The sequence below is a fragment of the Massilia haematophila genome (genome assembly GCF_042647645.1).
Taxonomy (GTDB): Bacteria; Pseudomonadota; Gammaproteobacteria; order Burkholderiales; family Burkholderiaceae_D; genus Telluria; species Telluria haematophila.
Genome location: NZ_JBHRVV010000001.1, coordinates 3,986,614 through 4,004,881 on the forward strand (window position 1 = coordinate 3,986,614; position 18,268 = coordinate 4,004,881).

The following is an 18,268-nucleotide window of genomic DNA, read 5'->3' on the forward strand; positions in this document are numbered from 1 at the left end:
TTCGGGTGAGCTTGTCGACGCGATTCGATATGGAACAAAGGTGCCCGGACGGACGCGGCCTCAAGGCGTCTTCGCGAGTGACGCGATCGCAACAGCCGATGTCCCGGCGGGCGCGGCCGGGCGTAGGGCCACCTTTCCGTCCACCAGATCCTTGCCGATGACCAGGCGCAGGTCGGCCGGCCGGGTGCTGCCGACCTGGACCACAGGCACGCCATCGAAGCGCGCCGCCAGGCGCTCGGCCGCATCGCGGTAGGCGGCCTGGTGTTCGATGCGGGTGTGGCGCACCTTGAAGCCTTGTTCGTTGCTCAGTCGCGTGACGCGCAGTCCGTCGCCGCCGACCTGGCGCGACAGTGCGCGCGCCATGCCCGTCACGCCATTCCCATTGCGTATTTCAAGCAGCACGGGCGCCGAACCGCCGGGCGATGCGGGTGGCGCCGGCGGCAGGCCGCCCGGCAGTTCCTGCGCCAGTGCCTGGACCAGTGCGCGCTGCGACGGGATGCGGCGTACCGTCAGGATGCCGTCGGCGCCCGTGAGCACCTGGGTTGCGGCCCATTCGGGGTGGGGCCGCGGCGCCTCGACCGCGGCCTGGATTGCCGCCACCGCGCTGCCGCCGGCGGCAGCGTAGTCGCTGCGGAAGTCATGCTCGCGCAGCGCGCTGGCCTGGCGGAACATCATGTCGGCGCGCTCGTCCTGGCCCAGCCGGCGCAGGGTCTCGCCCAGGTTTTGCCAGGCGCGGTGGTTCAGCGGATCGAGCAGGCAGGCCTTTTCCAGCGCGACGACGGCCTGTTGGTAATCGCCGCCCAACAGGTAGGCGTAGCCGAGATTGGCGAACAGGTAGGCGTTGGCGGGGCCGGACGACAGCGTCGCGTCCGCGGTCAGCGCGCGCCAGATCGGAATGGCCTGGGCGTAATCGCCCTGGCGTGCGAAGGCGGCCGCCAGGGCATTGCGGGCCCGAACATGGAGGGGATCGGCGGCAAGCGCCGCGCGGTAGGCCTGGACCGCTTCATCGTAGCGGCCCGCAAGGTGATGCGCGCGGCCCTGGTTGTAGGCGCTGTCGGCATCCGGTCCCTGGTGCGTGTCGGTTTGACGCGCGACGTCGGCGCAGGCCAGCAGCAGCATGCCGGCGCCGAGTACCGAGATTTTCTTGAGAATCTTGCGTGGTTTCATGTCGATACTCCTGTGATTCAGCGCGCGGCAACGGCGGCAAGCGTCCGGCTGAGCTGCATCGCCGCCGGTCCCAGCAATACCATCAGCAGCGTCGGGAAGATGCAAAAGATGAGCGGGAACAGCAGCTTGAGGCCAATCTTGGCGGCGCATTCCTCGGCCAGCGTGCGGCGCTTGTTGCGCAGGTTCTCCGAATACACGCGCAGCGAGTCGCCCACGCTGGTGCCGAAACGCTCGGACTGGATCAGCATCGCCACCAGTGTGTCGACGTCGTCGACGCCGCTGCGCAAGGCGAAGTTACGCAGCGCCTTTTCCTTGGTGAAGCCGGCGCGCATTTCCATCAGCACGATTTGCAATTCCTGGGCCAGCGTGACGCTTTTGATGTGAATCTCGCCGGCCACCTTGACAAAGGCGCGCTCCAGGCTCAGGCCGGCCTCGACGCAGACGGTCAGCAAGTCGAGCGCATCGGGCAGGGTTTCGAAGATCTCGCGCTTGCGCCGGTTCGCAAGGCGATCCAGGGCCATGTTCGGCGAGTAATAGCCGACCGTTGCGCTGAGCAGCAGCAGGAACATCAGTTTGCCGCCCGAGAGCACGATCACCGACAGCGCCACCAGCGTCCCGACAATGGCCGGCCCCAGCAGCGCCAGCGCCGTCTTCGATGCGAAGAAGAGGGTCGGCGCCACCGGATTGCGCCAGCCGGCGTTCATGAAGCGGGTGCGCAGCGCGGATTTCTCCCAGCCCTCTTCCGGAATCGAGAGCTTGGTCAGCGGCTGGCTGACCTTGGCCACTTTCTCGACCCAGCCGTTCGATTCGAGCTGGGTGGTTTCCGACTTGCCGACGGAGCGGCGCAGCCTGGCGCGCAGGGCCTCCGGCGCGAACAAGGCCATCGCCAGCCAGGCCAGGGCGCAAACGATCGCGAAGACAAGCAGGAGGAAGGATAGTTGGGCGGCATTCATGACGATTCCTCAGATCCGGATGCGGATGATCTTGCGCAGCCAGATGACCCCGAACAGGATCATCCCGGCCGCGTACCACAGCAGGCGCACGCCGACCGGATCGGTCCACAGCATGCTCACGTATTTCGGATTCACCGCCACCAGCACCAGCATGACCGCGAACGGCAGCAGCCCGAGGATCCAGGCCGACATGCGTCCTTCGGCCGACAGCACCCGCACCTGGGCCGCGAGCTTCAGGCGGTCACGGATGATCTGGCTGATATTGCCGAGGATCTCGGCCAGGTTGCCGCCCGATTCGCGCTGGATCAGCACCGCGATGATCAGGTAGCGCAGGTCGGTCAGCGGGATGCGCGCGGCCATGTTGTGCAGCGCTTCGCCCATCGGCACGCCGTAATTGATCTCCTCCCGGGCGATGCGGAATTCCCCGCTGAGCGGTTCGGGCAGTTCGTTGCCGACGATTTGCAGCACGTTGGTGAAGGAGTGGCCGGCGCGCAGTGCGCGTGCGATGAAGTCCGCCGCATCGGGCAATTGGTGCTCGATGCGCCGCAGGCGCCGGGTGCGTGCGCGCCGTACCAGCATCCAGGGCGTCGCCAGCGCCAGCAGCGCAAGTGCCAACCGCGCCGGTAGCGGCAACGGCCAGCGCGCCGCCAGCAGCAGGGGAAGCAGCATCGCCGCCAGCGAGCAGCCGATGAAGCGATCGACCGTCAGTTTGCTGCCGGCTTGCACCAGCAGCGTATCGAGACGGTGTGCGGCGGAGATCCTGTGCAGCAGGCGGTCCAGTCCGTCGTGGCTGCTGAAGCGGCGCTGCTTCAGGATCGAAATGCGCTCGCCCGAGCGTCCGGTCCCGCCCGACATCACCTGCAGCCGGCGCGCCACGCGCTGCGCCGCCTTGCCGTGGGTGCTCGACCACCACAGCCAGACGCCTTCGATCAGGAGGATCACGGCGGCAAACAGGAACACGACAAAGCTGTAGAAAAGGAGATCCATTGCACGGCTCCACTGCAGGCGCGGCCTGCCGGTTCATTGATAGATGCGGTCGGGGTCGAAGGTATCGTCGGGGATCTCGGCGCCGTACATCTTGAGGCGGTCGGCGAAGCGCGGGCGCACCCCGGTGGCGCTGAAATGGCCGAGCACCTTGCCGTCGCGGTCGACCCCGGTCTGCTCGAAGCGGAAGATCTCCTGCATCGAGATGATGTCGCCTTCCATGCCGGTGATTTCCTGGATGCTGACCACCTTGCGGCAGCCGTCGATCAGGCGCGAGGCCTGCACCACCACCGTCACGGCCGAGCAGATCTGCTGGCGGATCGCGCGCGGCGTCAGGTTCACGCCGGCCATGCCGACCATGTTCTCGAGCCGCGCCAGCGCGTCGCGCGGCGTGTTCGAGTGGATCGTGGCGAGCGAGCCTTCGTGGCCGGTGTTCATCGCCTGCAGCATGTCGAGCGCTTCCGGGCCGCGCACCTCGCCGAGGATGATGCGGTCGGGCCGCATGCGCAGCGAGTTCTTGACCAGCGCGCGCTGGGTGACCTCGCCCTTGCCCTCGATGTTCGGCGGGCGCGTCTCCAGGCGCACCACGTGCGGCTGGCGCATCTGCAGCTCGGCCGCGTCCTCGATCGTGACGATGCGCTCGGTGGCCGGAATGAAGCCCGACAGCAGGTTGAGCAGCGTGGTCTTGCCGCTGCCGGTGCCGCCCGAGATCAGGATGTTGATCTTGGCGATCCCCAGCCCCTCCAGCACCTTGATCATCGGCGGCGTCATGCTCTTGTAGTCGAGCAGGTTCTGCACCGTCAGCGGCGCCGCGCCGAAGCGGCGGATCGACAGCAGCGGACCGTCGACCGCCAGCGGCGGGATGATGGCGTTGACACGCGAGCCGTCGGGCAGGCGCGCGTCGACCATCGGGCTCGATTCGTCGACGCGGCGGCCCACGCGCGAGACGATCTTCTCGATGATCTTCATCAGGTGCGCGTTGTCGTGGAAAGACACGTCGGTCAATTCCAGCTTGCCGCGCCGCTCGACGTAGACGCGGCTGGCGGTATTGACCAGGATGTCGGACACGCTCGGGTCGTTCAGGAGCGGCTCGAGCGGGCCGAAGCCGAGCATCTCGTGCTGGATGTCGAGCACCAGGTTGTGGCGCTCGTGCTGGTTGAGGACGATGCGCTCTTCCTCGATGATGCGCTGGATCAGCAGGGCCAGCTCGTGCTTGAACTGCTCGGCGGTCAGGCGCTTGAGACGCTCCAGGTCGATCCGGTCGAGGATCATCTGGTGCATCGTCTTCTTGAGCTCCTGGTAGGCGCTGTTGCCGGCTTCGGCCGGAAGTACGCCGGAGCGGCGCTCGTCATCGGATACGGACAGGCGTTCACGCAGCGACATGGCTTCTCCTTTCAGTAATCGGTATCGCCGCGGCCGAACAGGCGATTGAACAGGCCGCGGCTTTCGGGCGCGCGGCGCGCGGTGACCAGTTCGACCAGGTCGGCCAGGCTGCGCGCCGCCGCGCTCGCGCGCGACAGTTCGAGCACCGGCACGCCCTGGTTGACCGAGTCGGTGACGGCGATGTAATCGTTGGGCACGGTGTGCACGACTTCGCAGCCGAGCGCCGCGTGCAGGTCCGGCAGGCGCAGGCGCCCGCCCTTCTCGTAGCGGTTGACGATCAGGCGGATGCTCTCGTTCGGATAGCCGAGCGAGCGGAAGATGTCGAGCAGGCGGCGGGCATCGCGGATGTCGGGCAGCGCCAGCTGCAGCACCGGATAAATGGTGTCGGTGCTGTCGAGCGCGCGCAGCGACACGGCGTCGATCTGGCGCCCGACGTCGAGCACGATGTAGTCGTAGTGCTGGCGCGCCACGCGCAGGATGGTGTCCATGTGCTCGGGCTTTGCCTCCTTCGCCTGCGACGGGTCGTCGGCCGCGGCTAGCACCCCGAAGCCGTGCGTGACGTGCACCAGACAAGAATCGAGGAAAGGCCCGTCGACGCGCGCGATCTGCTCGCAGACGTCGGACAGGGTCATGGTCGGCTTCTGGTCCGAGACATACAACGCGGCGTCGCCGAACTGGCCGTGCAGGTCGATCAGCAGGACCTTCTTCTCGGCCAGCGTCGCCAGCGCGTAGCCGAAATTGGTCGAGATGAAGGTCGCGCCACTGCCGCCTTTGCAGGCAATGAAGGCCAGCACCTTGCCGTCGCGCAGTTGGGCAACCCCGGCGGCGGTCGCGATGCGGTCCATCGCCTCGTGGAAGGCGCGGTGCACCAGGGGCAGCTGCAGCACTTCGCGCACCCCGGCGCGCATCGCCCGGATCAGGAGCTCCGGGTGATGCTCGCCGGTGAGCAGCATGAACTGCGCTTCCGGATATTGGCGCGCCAGGCGCTCGAGCAGGTCGGCGTCCTCGGCACTGCCGGCTTCGGCATCGACGATCACCAGGCCCGGCGCGTCGGCCACCGGGCGGTCGAGTGCTTCGCGCATCGACACGCGGCTGGCGGCCACGTTCAGCGGCGGCACGCGTGCCGCGCCCTGCGAGGCGATTTCGGCATACAGCAGACTGTCGCGGCTGATTAAAAGGGCTTTCATGACGATCCTCGTCGAGGCTCAGGTTATCGGTGGCGGAGGTAGCGCGCACGGCGCAACGGACAGGAACTCGAATGCGGCGCAGCGGTGCTCACTGCCCGTTGCCGAGCGTCTTGACCAGCGGCGAGACTTCGGATTGCGGCTGGGCGAACGAACGCTGGTAACGGGCATGCGCGGCTTGCGCGGCCGCGCCGTCGATGCCGGTGGCCGGATTGACATTCGCCGCGCCGCGCGGATCGATCGTCTGCGCCGCCACGTTGGCGCGCACCGATGCGCCAAACTGGCGATCGAAGCGCGGCGTGGTCGCGCAACCCTGCACCAGCAGCAGCGCCACGACACATGCAATGGTCTTGTAGCTAGCCATGACCTTCTCCTATTTGAGTTCGAAACCGTCGACGCTCTGGGCCGGCGGTGCGCTACGTTCGGGCAGCTTGGCCGGGCCTTCGAGCCGTCCGCCGAACATCAGGGCGGCGCGCGAAGGCGCGTCCACGCCATCGGTCGGCAGGGCATAGCCGGTGGCGGTGAGCGGCTTGACCAGGCGCGCCGTGATCACGAACACCAGCTCGGTACGATCCTGCTGGAAGTCGGTGCTGCGAAACAGTGCCCCCAGCACCGGCAGCTCGCCCAGCACCGGCACCCCCTTCAGGTTGGTGACGAGGTTGTTCTTGATCAGGCCACCGATGACGAAGCTCTGGCCGTCGTACAGCTGGACGGTGGTGCTGGCGCGTCGTGTCGTCACCACCGGCAGGATGGCGCCGCCGGTAAGGCCGGTGGCGCTGATGCCGATGCCTTCGCGCGACAGTTCGGATACCTCGGGCGCTACGCGCAGGTTGATGCGGCCGCCGCTGAGCACCGTCGGCGTAAAGCGCAAGCCGACGCCGAACTCTTTTTCTTCGAGCGTGACCTTGTCCCTTTCCTGCGACACCGGAATATAAAACTTGCCGCCGGCCAGGAAACTGCCTTCCTGGCCGCTGATCGCCATCACGTTCGGCTCGGCCAGCACGCGCACCAGGCTGTCCTTGGTTTCGCTATCCAGGACGAAGCCCTTGTCGCTGCTGCGGCCGGCGGCCAACCTGGAAGCGGCGTTCCCGGTCAGGAAATTCGAAACCAGGGCGGCAGCCCAGCTGCCCGAAGTGAAGCGCCAGCTGGCGCCGGCCTCGAGCCGCTCCAGCAAGGACTTCGACACCTCGGCGACCTTCACCTCGAGCTGCACCTGCTGCGGCGCGCTGACGCTCAACAGGTTGACCACGCGCAGGTTGGCGGCACTGGCGTTCGCTCCGCCGCTTCCGGCCTGCTCGGGTGCCAGCTCTTTCGGCACCGCGCTCATCGGCCGGAGGGGCTTGCGCACGTAGGCCAGCGCCAGCTCGGCGGCGCGGGCGGCGGCGGCGGCGTCGGAGACGGTGCCGGTCAGGACCAGCGAGTCGGCCGCTGCCAGCACGCGGATGTCCTTCTCTTCCGGCATGACGGCCGCCAGCATGGCCTGCAGCGCGGTGGGATCCATGGCCACCGTGATGTCGAGCACGCTGCACAGGCCGCTGCGGCCCTGCACGATCATGTTGGTGGTGCCGACGTCGACCCCGGCGATGTACATGGTATCGGGCGCCACCAGCATGGCCTGGACCACGGAGGGGTTGCCGACGCTGCGGTTCTGCACCGGCTCCGGCAGGCGCATCAGCGTCGACTTGCCCATCTGGAGCGCGACCTGCGCCGGGCGCGCGGCTTCGCCCTTGCAGCGTGGACCGACTTCGGCATGCTCGCCGGCCACGGCGGGGGCCTCGGTTTGCGCTACCGGACGCGCCGCCTGGGCGGCGCCTGCCAGCGCCAGCGCCATACCGCTGATCGCGACGCGGCATGCAAGGCGGGATTTGTTGGGACTCGTGTTCATGGTTTCACCTGGCACGCGAAGGGGATCAGAAGCATTCCTGCGAAGACTGCAGGCCGTTGATGACGCTGACGCAGTTGCGCCGTACCGGCGGCGTGGCGACACGGTGCACGGCCGGCTTGTCGGGGCGGCGCGGCGTGGCCGTCGGCTTGGCCGGTGCCGGCTTCACCGGCGCCGGCGCGGTGCCCGGCAGCAGCGTGAGCTTGGTGGCGCCGTCGGTCTGGGCCGATTGCGGATCGACCTGGTTGCGCAGGGCCAGCGACAGGGTGCCGACGCTGCGCGCCAGGTCGAGCTTCTCGGCCTGTTCCGGCGTGACCTCGAGCGTGACGGCATTGACCACGCGCGGCTTGGTCTCGTCGCGGTTGACTTCCTGGGCCACGGCCAGCACCAGGATCCGTTCGAGCACGATCTTCGAGATGTCCTGCTCGCGCCCGCCCGCTCCCGGGACCGGATCCTTCTGGGTGCTGACGATGATGTCGACGTAGTTGCCCGGCAGGGTGAAGCCGGCCACGCCGATGACGTCGTTGACGCGCACCGTGATGGCGCGCTTGCCTTCGGTAATCAGGGCCGACAAACCACCCAGGGTGCCGCTCGGCGCCAGTTTCGCCTCGCTCACCGGTTCACCAGTCAGCACGCTGCTCTTGAGCACCCGCCCGGCCAGCTTCTGCGGATCGGTGAATACCCCTTTGGGCAGGCTGTCGGCCGGCCACTCCGCCAGCTTGAGCATCTCTGGCGTGAGCCGCTGGCCGAGATTGATGTCGCTTGCGGCGACCACGATATGGCCGGTGCCGGCGCCCGGCTGCTGCAGCAGCCAGCGCGAAGCAAGGATCACGGCCGTCAGGCCGAACAGGATGGCGACCGCCATCACGATGAGGGCGCGTTTGTTCTTCATGATGCGATTCCTGCAAGGTGGTTCGGGGCCGGGGCAGCGGCGCCGGCGGACATGCTGCTCCAGGCCTGCTCCAGGGCGGCGACCGTCAGGCGCGGCTCGGCGCCGGCGCAGCTGGCGAAGTCGAACAGGCGGCCGAGCAGCTCCTGGGGATGGCAGGCCAGCAGCGGCGTGCCGCTGGCGCGGTGCAGGCGCGCAACCAGGTGGTCGAGCAATCCTTCATCGCAGTCGAGGCGGCGCAGCCGGCACTGGTGCCGCCAGAGCGCGCGGTAGGCCGGTTCGGCCAGCGGCCCGAGCGCGATGCGGTAGCCGATGCGGCGCAGCAGGGCCGCATCGAAGACGCTGGTCGGCGCCAGGTCGGTGACGAAGACCAGCATGGCCTCGAACGGCATGGTCTCGGCCTGGCCGCCGCCGAGCGTGACGCGCGCCGGGCCGCCGTCGAGGATGCCGAACCAGCGCTTGAGCAGCTCGGGCGCCGGCACCCGCTGGCGTCCAAGGTCGTCGATGACGAAGATGCCGTTGTTTGCCTGCAGGTGCAGCGGCGCCTGGTACACGCCCTGGTCCGCGTCGTAGTGCGGCTCGAGCGCCTCCGGCTCGAGTTCGGCGCCGACATGCACCAGCGGACGCTGGCACACGGCCCAGCGCGCGTCAACGCTGCGCCGCTCCTCCTGCTGGCGCGCCAGCGGCAGCGGCGCCGGATGGCGCAGCGGATCGTGGAAGCGCACGATCCGGTCCCCGACCAGGATCGCGTAGGGTACCGCCACGGCCCCCGGCAGCAGGCGCGCCAACTTGCGCGCCAGCGTGCTCTTGCCGCTGCCGCTCGGCCCGTGCAGCAGCAAGGCGCGCTGCGCATGCAGGGCGGCGCCGAGCAGCATGCGCTGCTCCGCGTCGAGGCCGTCGTCGGCCAGCACGGCGGCGACTTCGGCGGCGCTCGGGCGGCTGGCGCCGGCCTGGCGCAGCGACTGACGCTCGACCATCGCACGCCAGGCGGCGAGCGTGACCGGCGCCGGGCCGATATAACGGCACTCGGCCAGGCAGTCGATTGCGGCGCGCTGTCCGATCGGCGTCAGTTGGTACTGGACGTCGATGTCGGATTCGCCGCACCAGGCCACTTCGACGTGCTGTTCGGCCATCAGGCTGGCCAGCACTTCGCGCAAGACGCTGACCGACAGCTTGAGTTTGCCCGCGAGCAGGGGCAAGGGCGCGCGGCCGTTCGCATGCAGGGTCTTGAGCATCAGCGCACAGACCAGGCGCGCATCGAGCCCGGTATCGCTGATGGACTTTGCCTGGCGCGGCAGGATCGCCGCCACCTCGAGCTCGCCTGGCGGCGCCGGCGGCACGCGTCCGGCCATGTCGGCCGGCGCCGCGGCGCCGTACTCGGCCGAGCCAAACGACAGCGTTTCGATCATGGCATTTCTCCTCGCAGACAGTAAAATATTTCCTGAAGTCATTGAAACGATTCTAGCGACGCGCTCCCTGGCTACCCTTGAGATGAAGCAAGCTGGTGGCTCAGCCGTGGTAGCGCTGCCCCAGCAGCCAAAGGGTGCTGAGAGCGATCGCCAGCCCATACGGCATCGAACCCGCGCTCTTCAGCCCTGCGCCGTCCGGCGCTGGACCGACACGCAGCAGCGCCTGCCATGGCAGCGGCAGGAGCGCCACCAGCAGCCGGTGCAGATTGGCCCAGGCCAGTTGCCAGCGGCGCGTGGCAAGAATCATCAAAAGTGCCATCACGCCGCCGGCACACCAGGCCAGGACGCAGGCGTGGAGGGTTTGCGCGGGGCCGAGGAACAGGCCCACCGTCGCCATCAGCTTGACGTCGCCGGCGGCCATGCCGCGCAACGCATACAGGGGGATGAACAGGCGGAAGCCGATGGCGGCGCCGGCCAGCGCGCTGCCGGTTGCGCCGGTGGGAGTCGCGCTCGACAGGTGCAGGCCCAGCACGCCGCACCAGGCGGCGAGCAGCAGGAGATTCGGGATTTTTCTGATCGCCAGGTCGGTAACTGCGGCGGCGACGACGAGAACAAGCAGCATCAGGTCAAGCCAGGTCTGAACGGGCATGATTGCGCTCCTCAAAAAAAAAGCCCTCCGGACCGAAGTCCGGAGGGCAAGACCAAGTGATTACGGAGCCAGTGCAGCGACCAGCTTGTCTTTCACGTTGGTGAACGTCGCTTCGATCTGGTCACCCAGCAGACCCGCCGCGGTTGCCATCGCGACACCAACCAGGGCAGCGATCAGGCCATACTCGATGGCAGTCACACCGTCTTCGTCAGCAACGAAAGCTTGGATAGCGGTAAAGATCGTTTTCATGACAAACTCCATATGGTGGTTTATAAGAACAACCCTGAAACGGAGGTACTTCCCTGACTCGGCTGACTCTGCTTTGTCGTTTCCGTTTCAGTGAGTTCATCATACGTTTTGATGCCGTATGGCAAGTTGACTGCACGCAAGTTTTCCCATGGGAATTATTTACTTTCGGCAATTTTTGAGCGGTCGCAAACGTGGCACCCTGGCGCCACACAGCATGCCGAAAAGCCGACGGGATTATTGCTGTAAATGCAAAAAGAGATTATGCTGTTTCGCTTGCTCTTGGGAAATTTCGTCTTCGGTAAGCAAGCAGCAGCATGCCGTGGGCGACGAGTGGGTTGACTACATTTCAGAGAATGACATGGATTCCCTTCTGAAACACATGGTGGACATGACCGGCCACCGCGACCACGCGATGCTCGACATCTCGGTAATCGCGGCAGTGCAGGAACTGGCCGCCGCCGCGCAGACGCGGGTGTTGTCCATCTCTACTTTCGGCGGCCAGCGCTACGTCAGGCCGCGCGCGAGCATCGAGGCCGGCGGTCGCGCCCAGGTCCATGAAGCGCTCGATGGCGCTACCCCAGGCTTGCCGTTGACAGCTTTCCCCGAACTGTCGGCCTGCCTGGCAGCGCGCGAGACCAGCGCCGAAGCCGTCGCTGCCGACGGCACGCGCACCTTGTGGCTGCCGATCTGGTTCGGCGACAAGGCCGATACCTGTCTCGAGATCGTCCGCGGCGCGCCCTTCCCGGACCAGACCATCCACACGGTCGCCGGCATCGTCGGCGTGTACCGCAATTTCCAGAATTTGCTCGACTACAGCGAGCGCGATTCGCTTACCGGCCTCCTGAACCGCAAGACCTTCGAAGACCAGTTGGCGCGCATGCTCCAGTGCCCGCACGAGCAGGAGCCGCCGCTGCCGGGCCAGCCCGAGCGGCGCCGGCATCATGCGCAGGAAAAGCAATGGCTGGCGGTGGTCGACGTCGACCATTTCAAGCTGGTGAACGATACCTTCGGCCACCTGTACGGCGACGAGGTGCTGATCCTGATCGCGAACCAGCTGCAGGCCTCGTTCCGGGCTCAGGACCGGGTGTTCCGCTTCGGCGGCGAGGAATTCGTGGTGCTGCTGCGTTCGACCACGCTGGAGAACGCGCGCCGCATCATCGACCGCTTCCGCGCGAACGTGGAAGCGTATGACTTCCCGCAGGTGGGACGGGTGACGGTGAGCGTCGGTTTCGTCAGCATCAGCCCCTACGATTCGCCGGTGGTCACGCTCGGTCATGCCGACCAGGCTCTCTACTATGCCAAGACCCACGGCCGCAACCAGGCCTGCCACTACGACGAGCTGATCGAGCGCGGCCTGCTCCAGGCCGTCGCCTCCAACGACACCGCCGAGTTTTTCTAAGCGACTAACAAGAAACGGTTCGGGTCGACGCGCCACTTCTCGGGCGACTCGTGGCGCACGATCTTGTCGCCGCCGCCGAAGCCCAGTGCGCGCGACAGGTCGAGCAGCTCGGGACGGATGTAGGTCTGGCTGCGGGTATTGAAGAACACGTTGACCTTGGGCGTCAGCAGGTTCGATTCGTGCGGCTCGACCACCACGCCCAGGCGGCCCGATTCCAGCATCACCATGGTGCCGACCGGGTAGATGCCGACACAGCGCATGAATTCCTGGGTCAGCGTGGGGCTGAAGTGGAATTTGCTCCACTCGTAGATCTTGCGCAGCGCGTCGGCCGCCGGCATGCCCTTGTGGTAGCAGCGGTCCGAGGTGATGGCGTCGTAGACGTCGACAATGGCCGCCATCTGCGCCAGTTCGCTGATCTGGCCCTCGGCCTGCCGGTCCGGATAACCGCTGCCGTCGCGCCGCTCGTGGTGGTGCAGCGTGATGTCGAGCGGGATCTGGCCGATTTCCGGGGTCTGGCGCAGGATGTCGTAACCGTCGCGCGGATGCTTCTTGATGATCGCGAATTCCTCGTCGGTGAGGCGTCCAGCCTTGTTCAGGATGTGGTCCGGCACCAGCGCCTTGCCCGTGTCGTGCAGTAGGCCGCCGATGCCGGCCTGGTAGATCGTCTCGTCGTCCATGCCGCGCGAGCGGCAGAACGCCACCAGCAGCGTGCACACGCTCACCGAATGGAGGAAGGTGTAGTCGTCCTTGGTCTTGATGCGCAAGAGCCCCATCAGCGCGCCGGAATTGCGCAGGATCGACTCGGTGATGTTCTGCACCACCGGCGACACATTGTCGAGCTCGACCGCCTTGCCGAGGCGCGCATCCTGCATCACCGTGCGCACCAGGCCGACGGCCTGGCGCCGGATGTTCACCGCGCGCTGCATCTCGTCGGCAAGCGTGGCGCGCACCGGCTTGACCGGCCTGGCCGCGATTTCCGCGACCTCCTTCTCGGTCTGGGCCTGGGTTTCGGCCAGGGTCGGGGCCTCGGCCACGTCCAGTCCCCGCGAACAGTCGATGATGACGCCGCGGATGCCGGCCTGGACGATCTTGCGGATCTCATCCTCGCTGGTCAGCACGAACCTGGCGCGAACGAAGGGATGTTCCATCCAGCCGCAGTCCAGATCATGGATGGCCATGCCAACGCGCAGCTGGGACGAATCGATTTTCTTGAGCATGCTACGGCCTGACGATGTGTTAATCTCCGCCACCGTGACGGACCCTGCAGTATACCAATCTACTTTCCCTGCATAAACTTTCTGTCCATAAATTGTTGCAACCAGGCACAAAATAATTCCTTATGGAACTTCGACAGCTCCGCTATTTCGTGGCCATCGTCGATCACGGCTCGCTCTCGCGCGCCGCGCTGGTGCTGCACGTGGCGCAGCCGGCGCTCACGCAACAGCTGCGCCAGCTGGAGGAAGAACTCGGCGCCCAGTTGCTGCACCGTTCCGCGCACGGGGTGCTCAGCACGGACGCAGGCAAGATTTTCTACGAGCACGCACAGGCCATCCTGAAACAGGTGGCCGATGCCCGTTCGGCCGTCACGCAATCGACCACGCGTCCCTCGGGCAGCGTCACGCTCGGCCTGCCGCACAGTATCTCGGGCGCCCTGGCCCTGCCCTTGCTCACTGCCGCGCGCGCCACCTATCCCGAAATCACGCTGCAGCTGACCGAGGAAATCTCGGGCAACCTGAACGAACAGCTGAAGTCCGGCCGCCTGAACCTGGCCGTCCTGTTCGACGACGGCCAACTGACCGGTTTCGAGACCACGCCGCTGGTCGAGGAAGACCTGATGTACATTTGCCGCGCCGGCTCGGGCTGGGTGCCGCCCGATCAGGCCATCAGCCTGGGCGCCGCGCTGGCGAGCACGCTGATCCTGCCGGCCCAGCAGCACGGCGTGCGCCCGCTGATCGAACAGGCCGCCGGCAGTGCGGGACTGGCGCTGGCCAACATCATCGAGATCAATTCGATCGCCATCCTGAAATCCGCCCTGCTGGCCGACATGGGCGCCACCCTGCTGCCGCTGGCCCCGCTGCGCGCCGAGATCGACAGCGGCGCCCTGATCGCCACGCCGGTGCACAGCCCGGCAATCCGGCGCAAGGTGACCCTTTGCGCCTCGCGCAACATCCCGCTGACGAACGCGGCTTCCGCCATCAGCCGCCTGGTGCGTGAAGTCACCGAAATGCTGTGCACGAATGGGAAATGGCCCGGTGCTCAGCTTCTTGAATAACTGCTATCAGTTTTTCTTATACCCCCATCCCGATTCCGTATTTCCCCTCCCGCCGGTAAGGCCATACACTCCACGCCGACCGATGAACCGCTGGCGGTTCGTCTGCACCATGCGTCGCCGACCGCGACACCTGCCCGCCGCGCCCAGCACCTACCCGGTGCGCCAGCCCAGCGGGACAACACCAACTACAAAGCTTGGAGACTCACATGCCCGATACCGTCGCGCCACGCGAGCCCGCGCAGGATTACACCTCGCGCCTGAACAACGCAGCTTTAACTGCGGTCACCCTCGACGACAAATACACCGCCAAGACCGGCAACATCTTCCTGTCCGGCATCCAGGCCCTGGTACGCCTGCCGATGATGCAGCGCGAGCGCGACGCCGCGGCCGGCCTGGACACGGCCGGCTTCGTCTCGGGCTACCGCGGCTCGCCGCTAGGCGGCCTCGACGAGACCCTGTGGAAGGCGAAGAAGCACCTGGAAGCGAACCACGTGCAGTTCGTGCCGGGCGTGAACGAGGACCTGGCCGCGACCGCCGTCTGGGGCACGCAGACGGTCGACCTGATCGGCCCAGCCAAGTACGACGGCGTGTTCGCCATGTGGTACGGCAAGGGCCCGGGCGTGGACCGCTGCGGCGACGTCTTCAAGCACATGAACCATGCCGGGACGAGCAAGAACGGCGGCGTGCTGCTGGTGGCCGGCGACGACCACGGCGCCTATTCCTCGACCCTGCCGCACCAGTCCGACCACATCTTCTCGGCCTGCATGATCCCGGTGCTCTATCCCTGCAACGTGCAGGAATACCTGGACCTGGGCGTGCACGGCTGGGCCATGTCGCGCTTCTCGGGCTGCGCCGTCGCTTTCAAGGCGCTGGCCGACACGGTCGAGTCGAGCGCCTCGGTCGACGCCAACCCGCACCGCGTGCAAGTGAAACTGCCGCAGGACTTCGTGATGCCCGAAGGTGGCTTGAATACGAAGCTGTCGTCGGTGCCGCTGGGCCAGCAGGCGCGCGCCCAGGAAGCGCTGATGCAGGACTATAAAATCTACGCGGCCCTGGCCTACGCCCGCGAAAACAAGCTGAACCACACCACGATCGACAGCCCGAACGCCAAGCTCGGCATCATCGCCTCGGGCAAGTCCTACCTCGACGTGCTGGAAGCGCTGGAAGAACTGGGCATCGACGAAACCATGGCGGCGAAAGTCGGCCTGCGCCTGTTCAAGGTCGCGATGATCTGGCCGCTGGAGCCGGAAGGCGTGCGCGAATTCGCGCAAGGCCTGGAAGAGATCCTGGTGGTCGAAGAAAAGCGGCAAGTCGTCGAGTACCAGCTCAAGGAGCAGCTGTACAACTGGCGCGACGACGTGCGCCCCCACATCATCGGCAAGTTCGACGACAAGGGCGAATGGGTCGCCCCGCGCGGCGACTGGCTGCTGCCGCCGAAAGCCGACTTCTCGGTGGCGCAGGTGGCGCGCGTGATCGCCGGCCGCATCGCGCGCCTGGTCGAAGACGGCGCCACCCGCGACCTGATCAAGGCACGCCTGGCCTTCCTGGATGCGAAAGACGCGGTGCTGCAAAAGGCGATCACCACGCCGTTCCGCCCGGCCTTCTACTGCTCCGGCTGCCCGCACAACACCTCGACCAAGGTGCCGGACGGTTCCTTCGCGCTGGCCGGCATCGGCTGCCACGTAATGGCGACCTCGATCTACCCGGAGATGAACAAGCTGACCACCCACATGGGCGGCGAAGGCGCGCCCTGGATCGGCCAGGCCGCGTTCTCGAAAGTCCCGCACGTGTTCCAGAACCTGGGCGACGGCACCTATTTCCACTCGGGCTACCTGGCCGTGCGCGCCGCCGTGTCGGCCAAGGTGAACATCACCTACAAGATTCTCTACAACGACGCGGTCGCGATGACCGGTGGCCAGCCGGTCGACGGCACCACCTCGGTGCCGCACATCGCCCAGCAAATGGCGGCCGAAGGCGTGAAACGCATCGCGCTGGTGACCGAAGACCTGTCGCGCTACGAAGACCGCAGCGCCCTGCCGGCGATCGTCACCCTGCACGACCGCAAGGAGATGGATGCCATCCAGCGCGAGCTGCGCGAACTGCCGGGCGTGTCGGTCATCATCTACGACCAGACCTGCGCCGCCGAGAAGCGCCGCCGCCGCAAGAAGGGCGAGTTCCCCGATTTGCCGAAGCGCATGGTCATCAACGAAGCCGTCTGCGAAGGCTGCGGCGACTGCGGCGTGCAGTCGAACTGCGTCTCGATCCTGCCGAAGGAAACCGAATTCGGCCGCAAGCGCCAGATCGACCAGTCTTCCTGCAACAAGGATTATTCGTGCGCCAAGGGCTTCTGCCCGAGCTTCGTCACTGTCGAAGGCGGCACGCTCAAGAAGAGCAAGGCCGGCGTCAGCAAGAGCGACGACGATGGCTGGGGCCTGCTGCCGGAACCGGTGCTGCCGTCCGTGGAGCACCCGTACAACATCCTCATCAACGGCATCGGCGGCACCGGCGTGATCACCGTCGGCGCGCTGATGGGCATGGCCGCCCACCTCGAAGGCAAGGGCGCCTCGGTGCTGGACATGACCGGCATGAGCCAGAAGAACGGCTCCGTCACCTCGCACGTGAAGATCGCGATGTCGCCGCAGCGCCTGCGCGCCCAGCGCATCGCCACCGGCGAAGCCGACCTGATCCTCGGCTGCGACATGCTGACCACCGGCGCCGCCGACGCGGTGTCGAAAATGCGTCCGGGCCGCACCCTGGCCATCGTCAACCTGCACGAGCAACCGACCGGCACCTTCGCCCAGAACGCCGACTGGCAGTTCCCGGCCGAGGACGTGCGCGGCCTGATCGTGGAAGCCGTCGGCGGAGTAAGCGGCGCCGACTTCATCGACGCCACCAAACTGGCCACCGCGCTGATGGGCGACTCGATCGCGACCAACCTGTTCCTGATGGGCTACGCCTGGCAGAAGGGTCGCATTCCGCTGACCGAAGCCGCCCTGCTGCGCGCCATCGAACTCAATGGCGTGGCGGTCGCCTCGAACAAGAAGAGCTTCCTGTGGGGCCGCCGCGCCGCGGTCGACTTCAAGCGCGTCGAAAAGACCGCGACGCCGACCCAGGCCGTGCTGGTGCAGATGCCGCAGAGCCTGGAGACCGTCATCAAGAAGCGCGTCGAATTCCTGACCGGCTACCAGGACGCGGCCTATGCCGGCGTGTATGCGGAGCTGGTCGAGAAGGTGCGCGCGGCCGAAAGCGCCGCTGGCCTCGGCAACAAGCTGTCGACCGCCGTGGCCAAGTACTACTTCAAGCTGATGGCCTACAAGGACGAGTACGAAGTGGCGCGCCTGTACACCGACGGCCGCTTCCTCGAGCAGGTCAAATCCCAGTTCGAAGGCGACGTCAAACTGAAGTTCAACCTGGCCCCGCCGCTGTTCGCGAAGAAGAACGCCAAGGGCGAACTGGTGAAGCAGGAGTTCGGCTCGTGGATGATGGGCGCCTTCAAGCTGCTGGCGAAATTGAAAGGCCTGCGCGGCGGCGCCTTCGACGTGTTCGGCTACACGGCCGAGCGCAAGATGGAGCGCGCCCTGATCGCGGAATACCGCCAGATGATCGAAGCCCTCCTGCCGACCCTGAACGGCGCCTCGCATGCCGACGCCGTCGCGCTGGCCAGCCTGCCGGAGCAGATCCGCGGCTTCGGCCACGTGAAGGAGAAGGCGGTCGAGAACTTCCGTCTGCGCAAGGCGGAGCTGCTCAGCGGCAACGTCAAGAAACGCGCTGCGTAATCGTTGACGTTGTACCGCGTGGGTACAAGTACCCACCCTACAAAACCTGGGTTTTCGTAGGGTGGGCTCTTG

Annotated in this window: 15 protein-coding genes; 3 read left to right on the forward strand and 12 right to left on the reverse strand. The window is 66.5% G+C overall.

Going from position 1 to position 18,268, the window contains the following annotated elements; all coding sequences use genetic code 11:
• Nucleotides 1-60 precede the first annotated feature (60 nt).
• From ACFOPH_RS17675 to ACFOPH_RS17725, 11 genes are all read right to left on the reverse strand, one after another.
• Nucleotides 61-1,167: a tetratricopeptide repeat protein gene (locus ACFOPH_RS17675; protein ID WP_379736675.1), complete on the reverse strand. Its 1,107-nt coding sequence runs from the start codon at nucleotides 1,165-1,167 to the stop codon at nucleotides 61-63.
• 17 nt (nucleotides 1,168-1,184) lie between these two features.
• A complete protein-coding gene (locus ACFOPH_RS17680) occupies nucleotides 1,185-2,120 on the reverse strand; it encodes a type II secretion system F family protein (RefSeq protein ID WP_379736677.1) in 936 nt (311 codons plus the stop codon).
• A 9-nt stretch (nucleotides 2,121-2,129) separates the two neighbouring features.
• Nucleotides 2,130-3,107 carry a type II secretion system F family protein gene (locus ACFOPH_RS17685; protein WP_379736679.1) on the reverse strand — a complete coding sequence of 326 codons (978 nt, stop codon included), beginning with the start codon at nucleotides 3,105-3,107 and terminating at the stop codon, nucleotides 2,130-2,132.
• Between the two features lie 33 nt (nucleotides 3,108-3,140).
• Nucleotides 3,141-4,487, reverse strand: coding sequence for a CpaF family protein (locus tag ACFOPH_RS17690; RefSeq protein ID WP_312547881.1), 1,347 nt, complete (start codon nucleotides 4,485-4,487; stop codon nucleotides 3,141-3,143).
• A gap of 11 nt (nucleotides 4,488-4,498) precedes the next feature.
• Entirely contained in the window at nucleotides 4,499-5,674 is a 1,176-nt protein-coding gene (locus ACFOPH_RS17695) for an AAA family ATPase (RefSeq protein ID WP_312547880.1), read from the reverse strand.
• A gap of 88 nt (nucleotides 5,675-5,762) precedes the next feature.
• On the reverse strand, nucleotides 5,763-6,035 hold the full coding sequence (locus ACFOPH_RS17700) for a hypothetical protein (RefSeq protein WP_312547878.1): 273 nt from the start codon (nucleotides 6,033-6,035) through the stop codon (nucleotides 5,763-5,765).
• Nucleotides 6,036-6,044: 9 nt separating this feature from the next.
• A complete protein-coding gene (locus tag ACFOPH_RS17705) occupies nucleotides 6,045-7,556 on the reverse strand; it encodes a type II and III secretion system protein family protein (protein ID WP_379736682.1) in 1,512 nt (503 codons plus the stop codon).
• A 25-nt stretch (nucleotides 7,557-7,581) separates the two neighbouring features.
• Complete coding sequence (gene cpaB, locus ACFOPH_RS17710) at nucleotides 7,582-8,445, reverse strand: Flp pilus assembly protein CpaB (RefSeq protein ID WP_379736684.1); 864 nt, start codon at nucleotides 8,443-8,445, stop codon at nucleotides 7,582-7,584.
• On the reverse strand, nucleotides 8,442-9,851 hold the full coding sequence (locus ACFOPH_RS17715) for an ATP-binding protein (protein WP_379736686.1): 1,410 nt from the start codon (nucleotides 9,849-9,851) through the stop codon (nucleotides 8,442-8,444). Before ACFOPH_RS17715 ends, cpaB begins: the two co-directional genes overlap by 4 nt.
• Nucleotides 9,852-9,951: 100 nt before the next feature.
• A complete protein-coding gene (locus tag ACFOPH_RS17720; protein WP_379736688.1) occupies nucleotides 9,952-10,500 on the reverse strand; it encodes an A24 family peptidase in 549 nt (182 codons plus the stop codon).
• Nucleotides 10,501-10,560: 60 nt separating this feature from the next.
• Nucleotides 10,561-10,749, reverse strand: coding sequence for a Flp family type IVb pilin (locus tag ACFOPH_RS17725; RefSeq protein ID WP_312547873.1), 189 nt, complete (start codon nucleotides 10,747-10,749; stop codon nucleotides 10,561-10,563).
• 358 nt (nucleotides 10,750-11,107) lie between these two features.
• Here ACFOPH_RS17725 and ACFOPH_RS17730 point away from each other — a divergent pair, with 358 nt between their 5' ends.
• Nucleotides 11,108-12,148 carry a GGDEF domain-containing protein gene (locus ACFOPH_RS17730; RefSeq protein ID WP_312547872.1) on the forward strand — a complete coding sequence of 347 codons (1,041 nt, stop codon included), beginning with the start codon at nucleotides 11,108-11,110 and terminating at the stop codon, nucleotides 12,146-12,148.
• Here the strand turns inward: ACFOPH_RS17730 and ACFOPH_RS17735 are convergent.
• Nucleotides 12,145-13,365 carry an HD-GYP domain-containing protein gene (locus tag ACFOPH_RS17735; protein WP_312547870.1) on the reverse strand — a complete coding sequence of 407 codons (1,221 nt, stop codon included), beginning with the start codon at nucleotides 13,363-13,365 and terminating at the stop codon, nucleotides 12,145-12,147. The genes ACFOPH_RS17730 and ACFOPH_RS17735 overlap by 4 nt on opposite strands.
• 122 nt (nucleotides 13,366-13,487) lie before the next feature.
• Between ACFOPH_RS17735 and ACFOPH_RS17740 the strand changes: the two genes are divergently transcribed.
• Both ACFOPH_RS17740 and ACFOPH_RS17745 read left to right on the forward strand, forming a co-directional pair.
• Nucleotides 13,488-14,420 carry a LysR substrate-binding domain-containing protein gene (locus ACFOPH_RS17740; protein WP_312547869.1) on the forward strand — a complete coding sequence of 311 codons (933 nt, stop codon included), beginning with the start codon at nucleotides 13,488-13,490 and terminating at the stop codon, nucleotides 14,418-14,420.
• 206 nt (nucleotides 14,421-14,626) lie between these two features.
• Entirely contained in the window at nucleotides 14,627-18,196 is a 3,570-nt protein-coding gene (locus ACFOPH_RS17745; protein ID WP_379736691.1) for an indolepyruvate ferredoxin oxidoreductase family protein, read from the forward strand.
• Nucleotides 18,197-18,268: the final 72 nt, after the last annotated feature.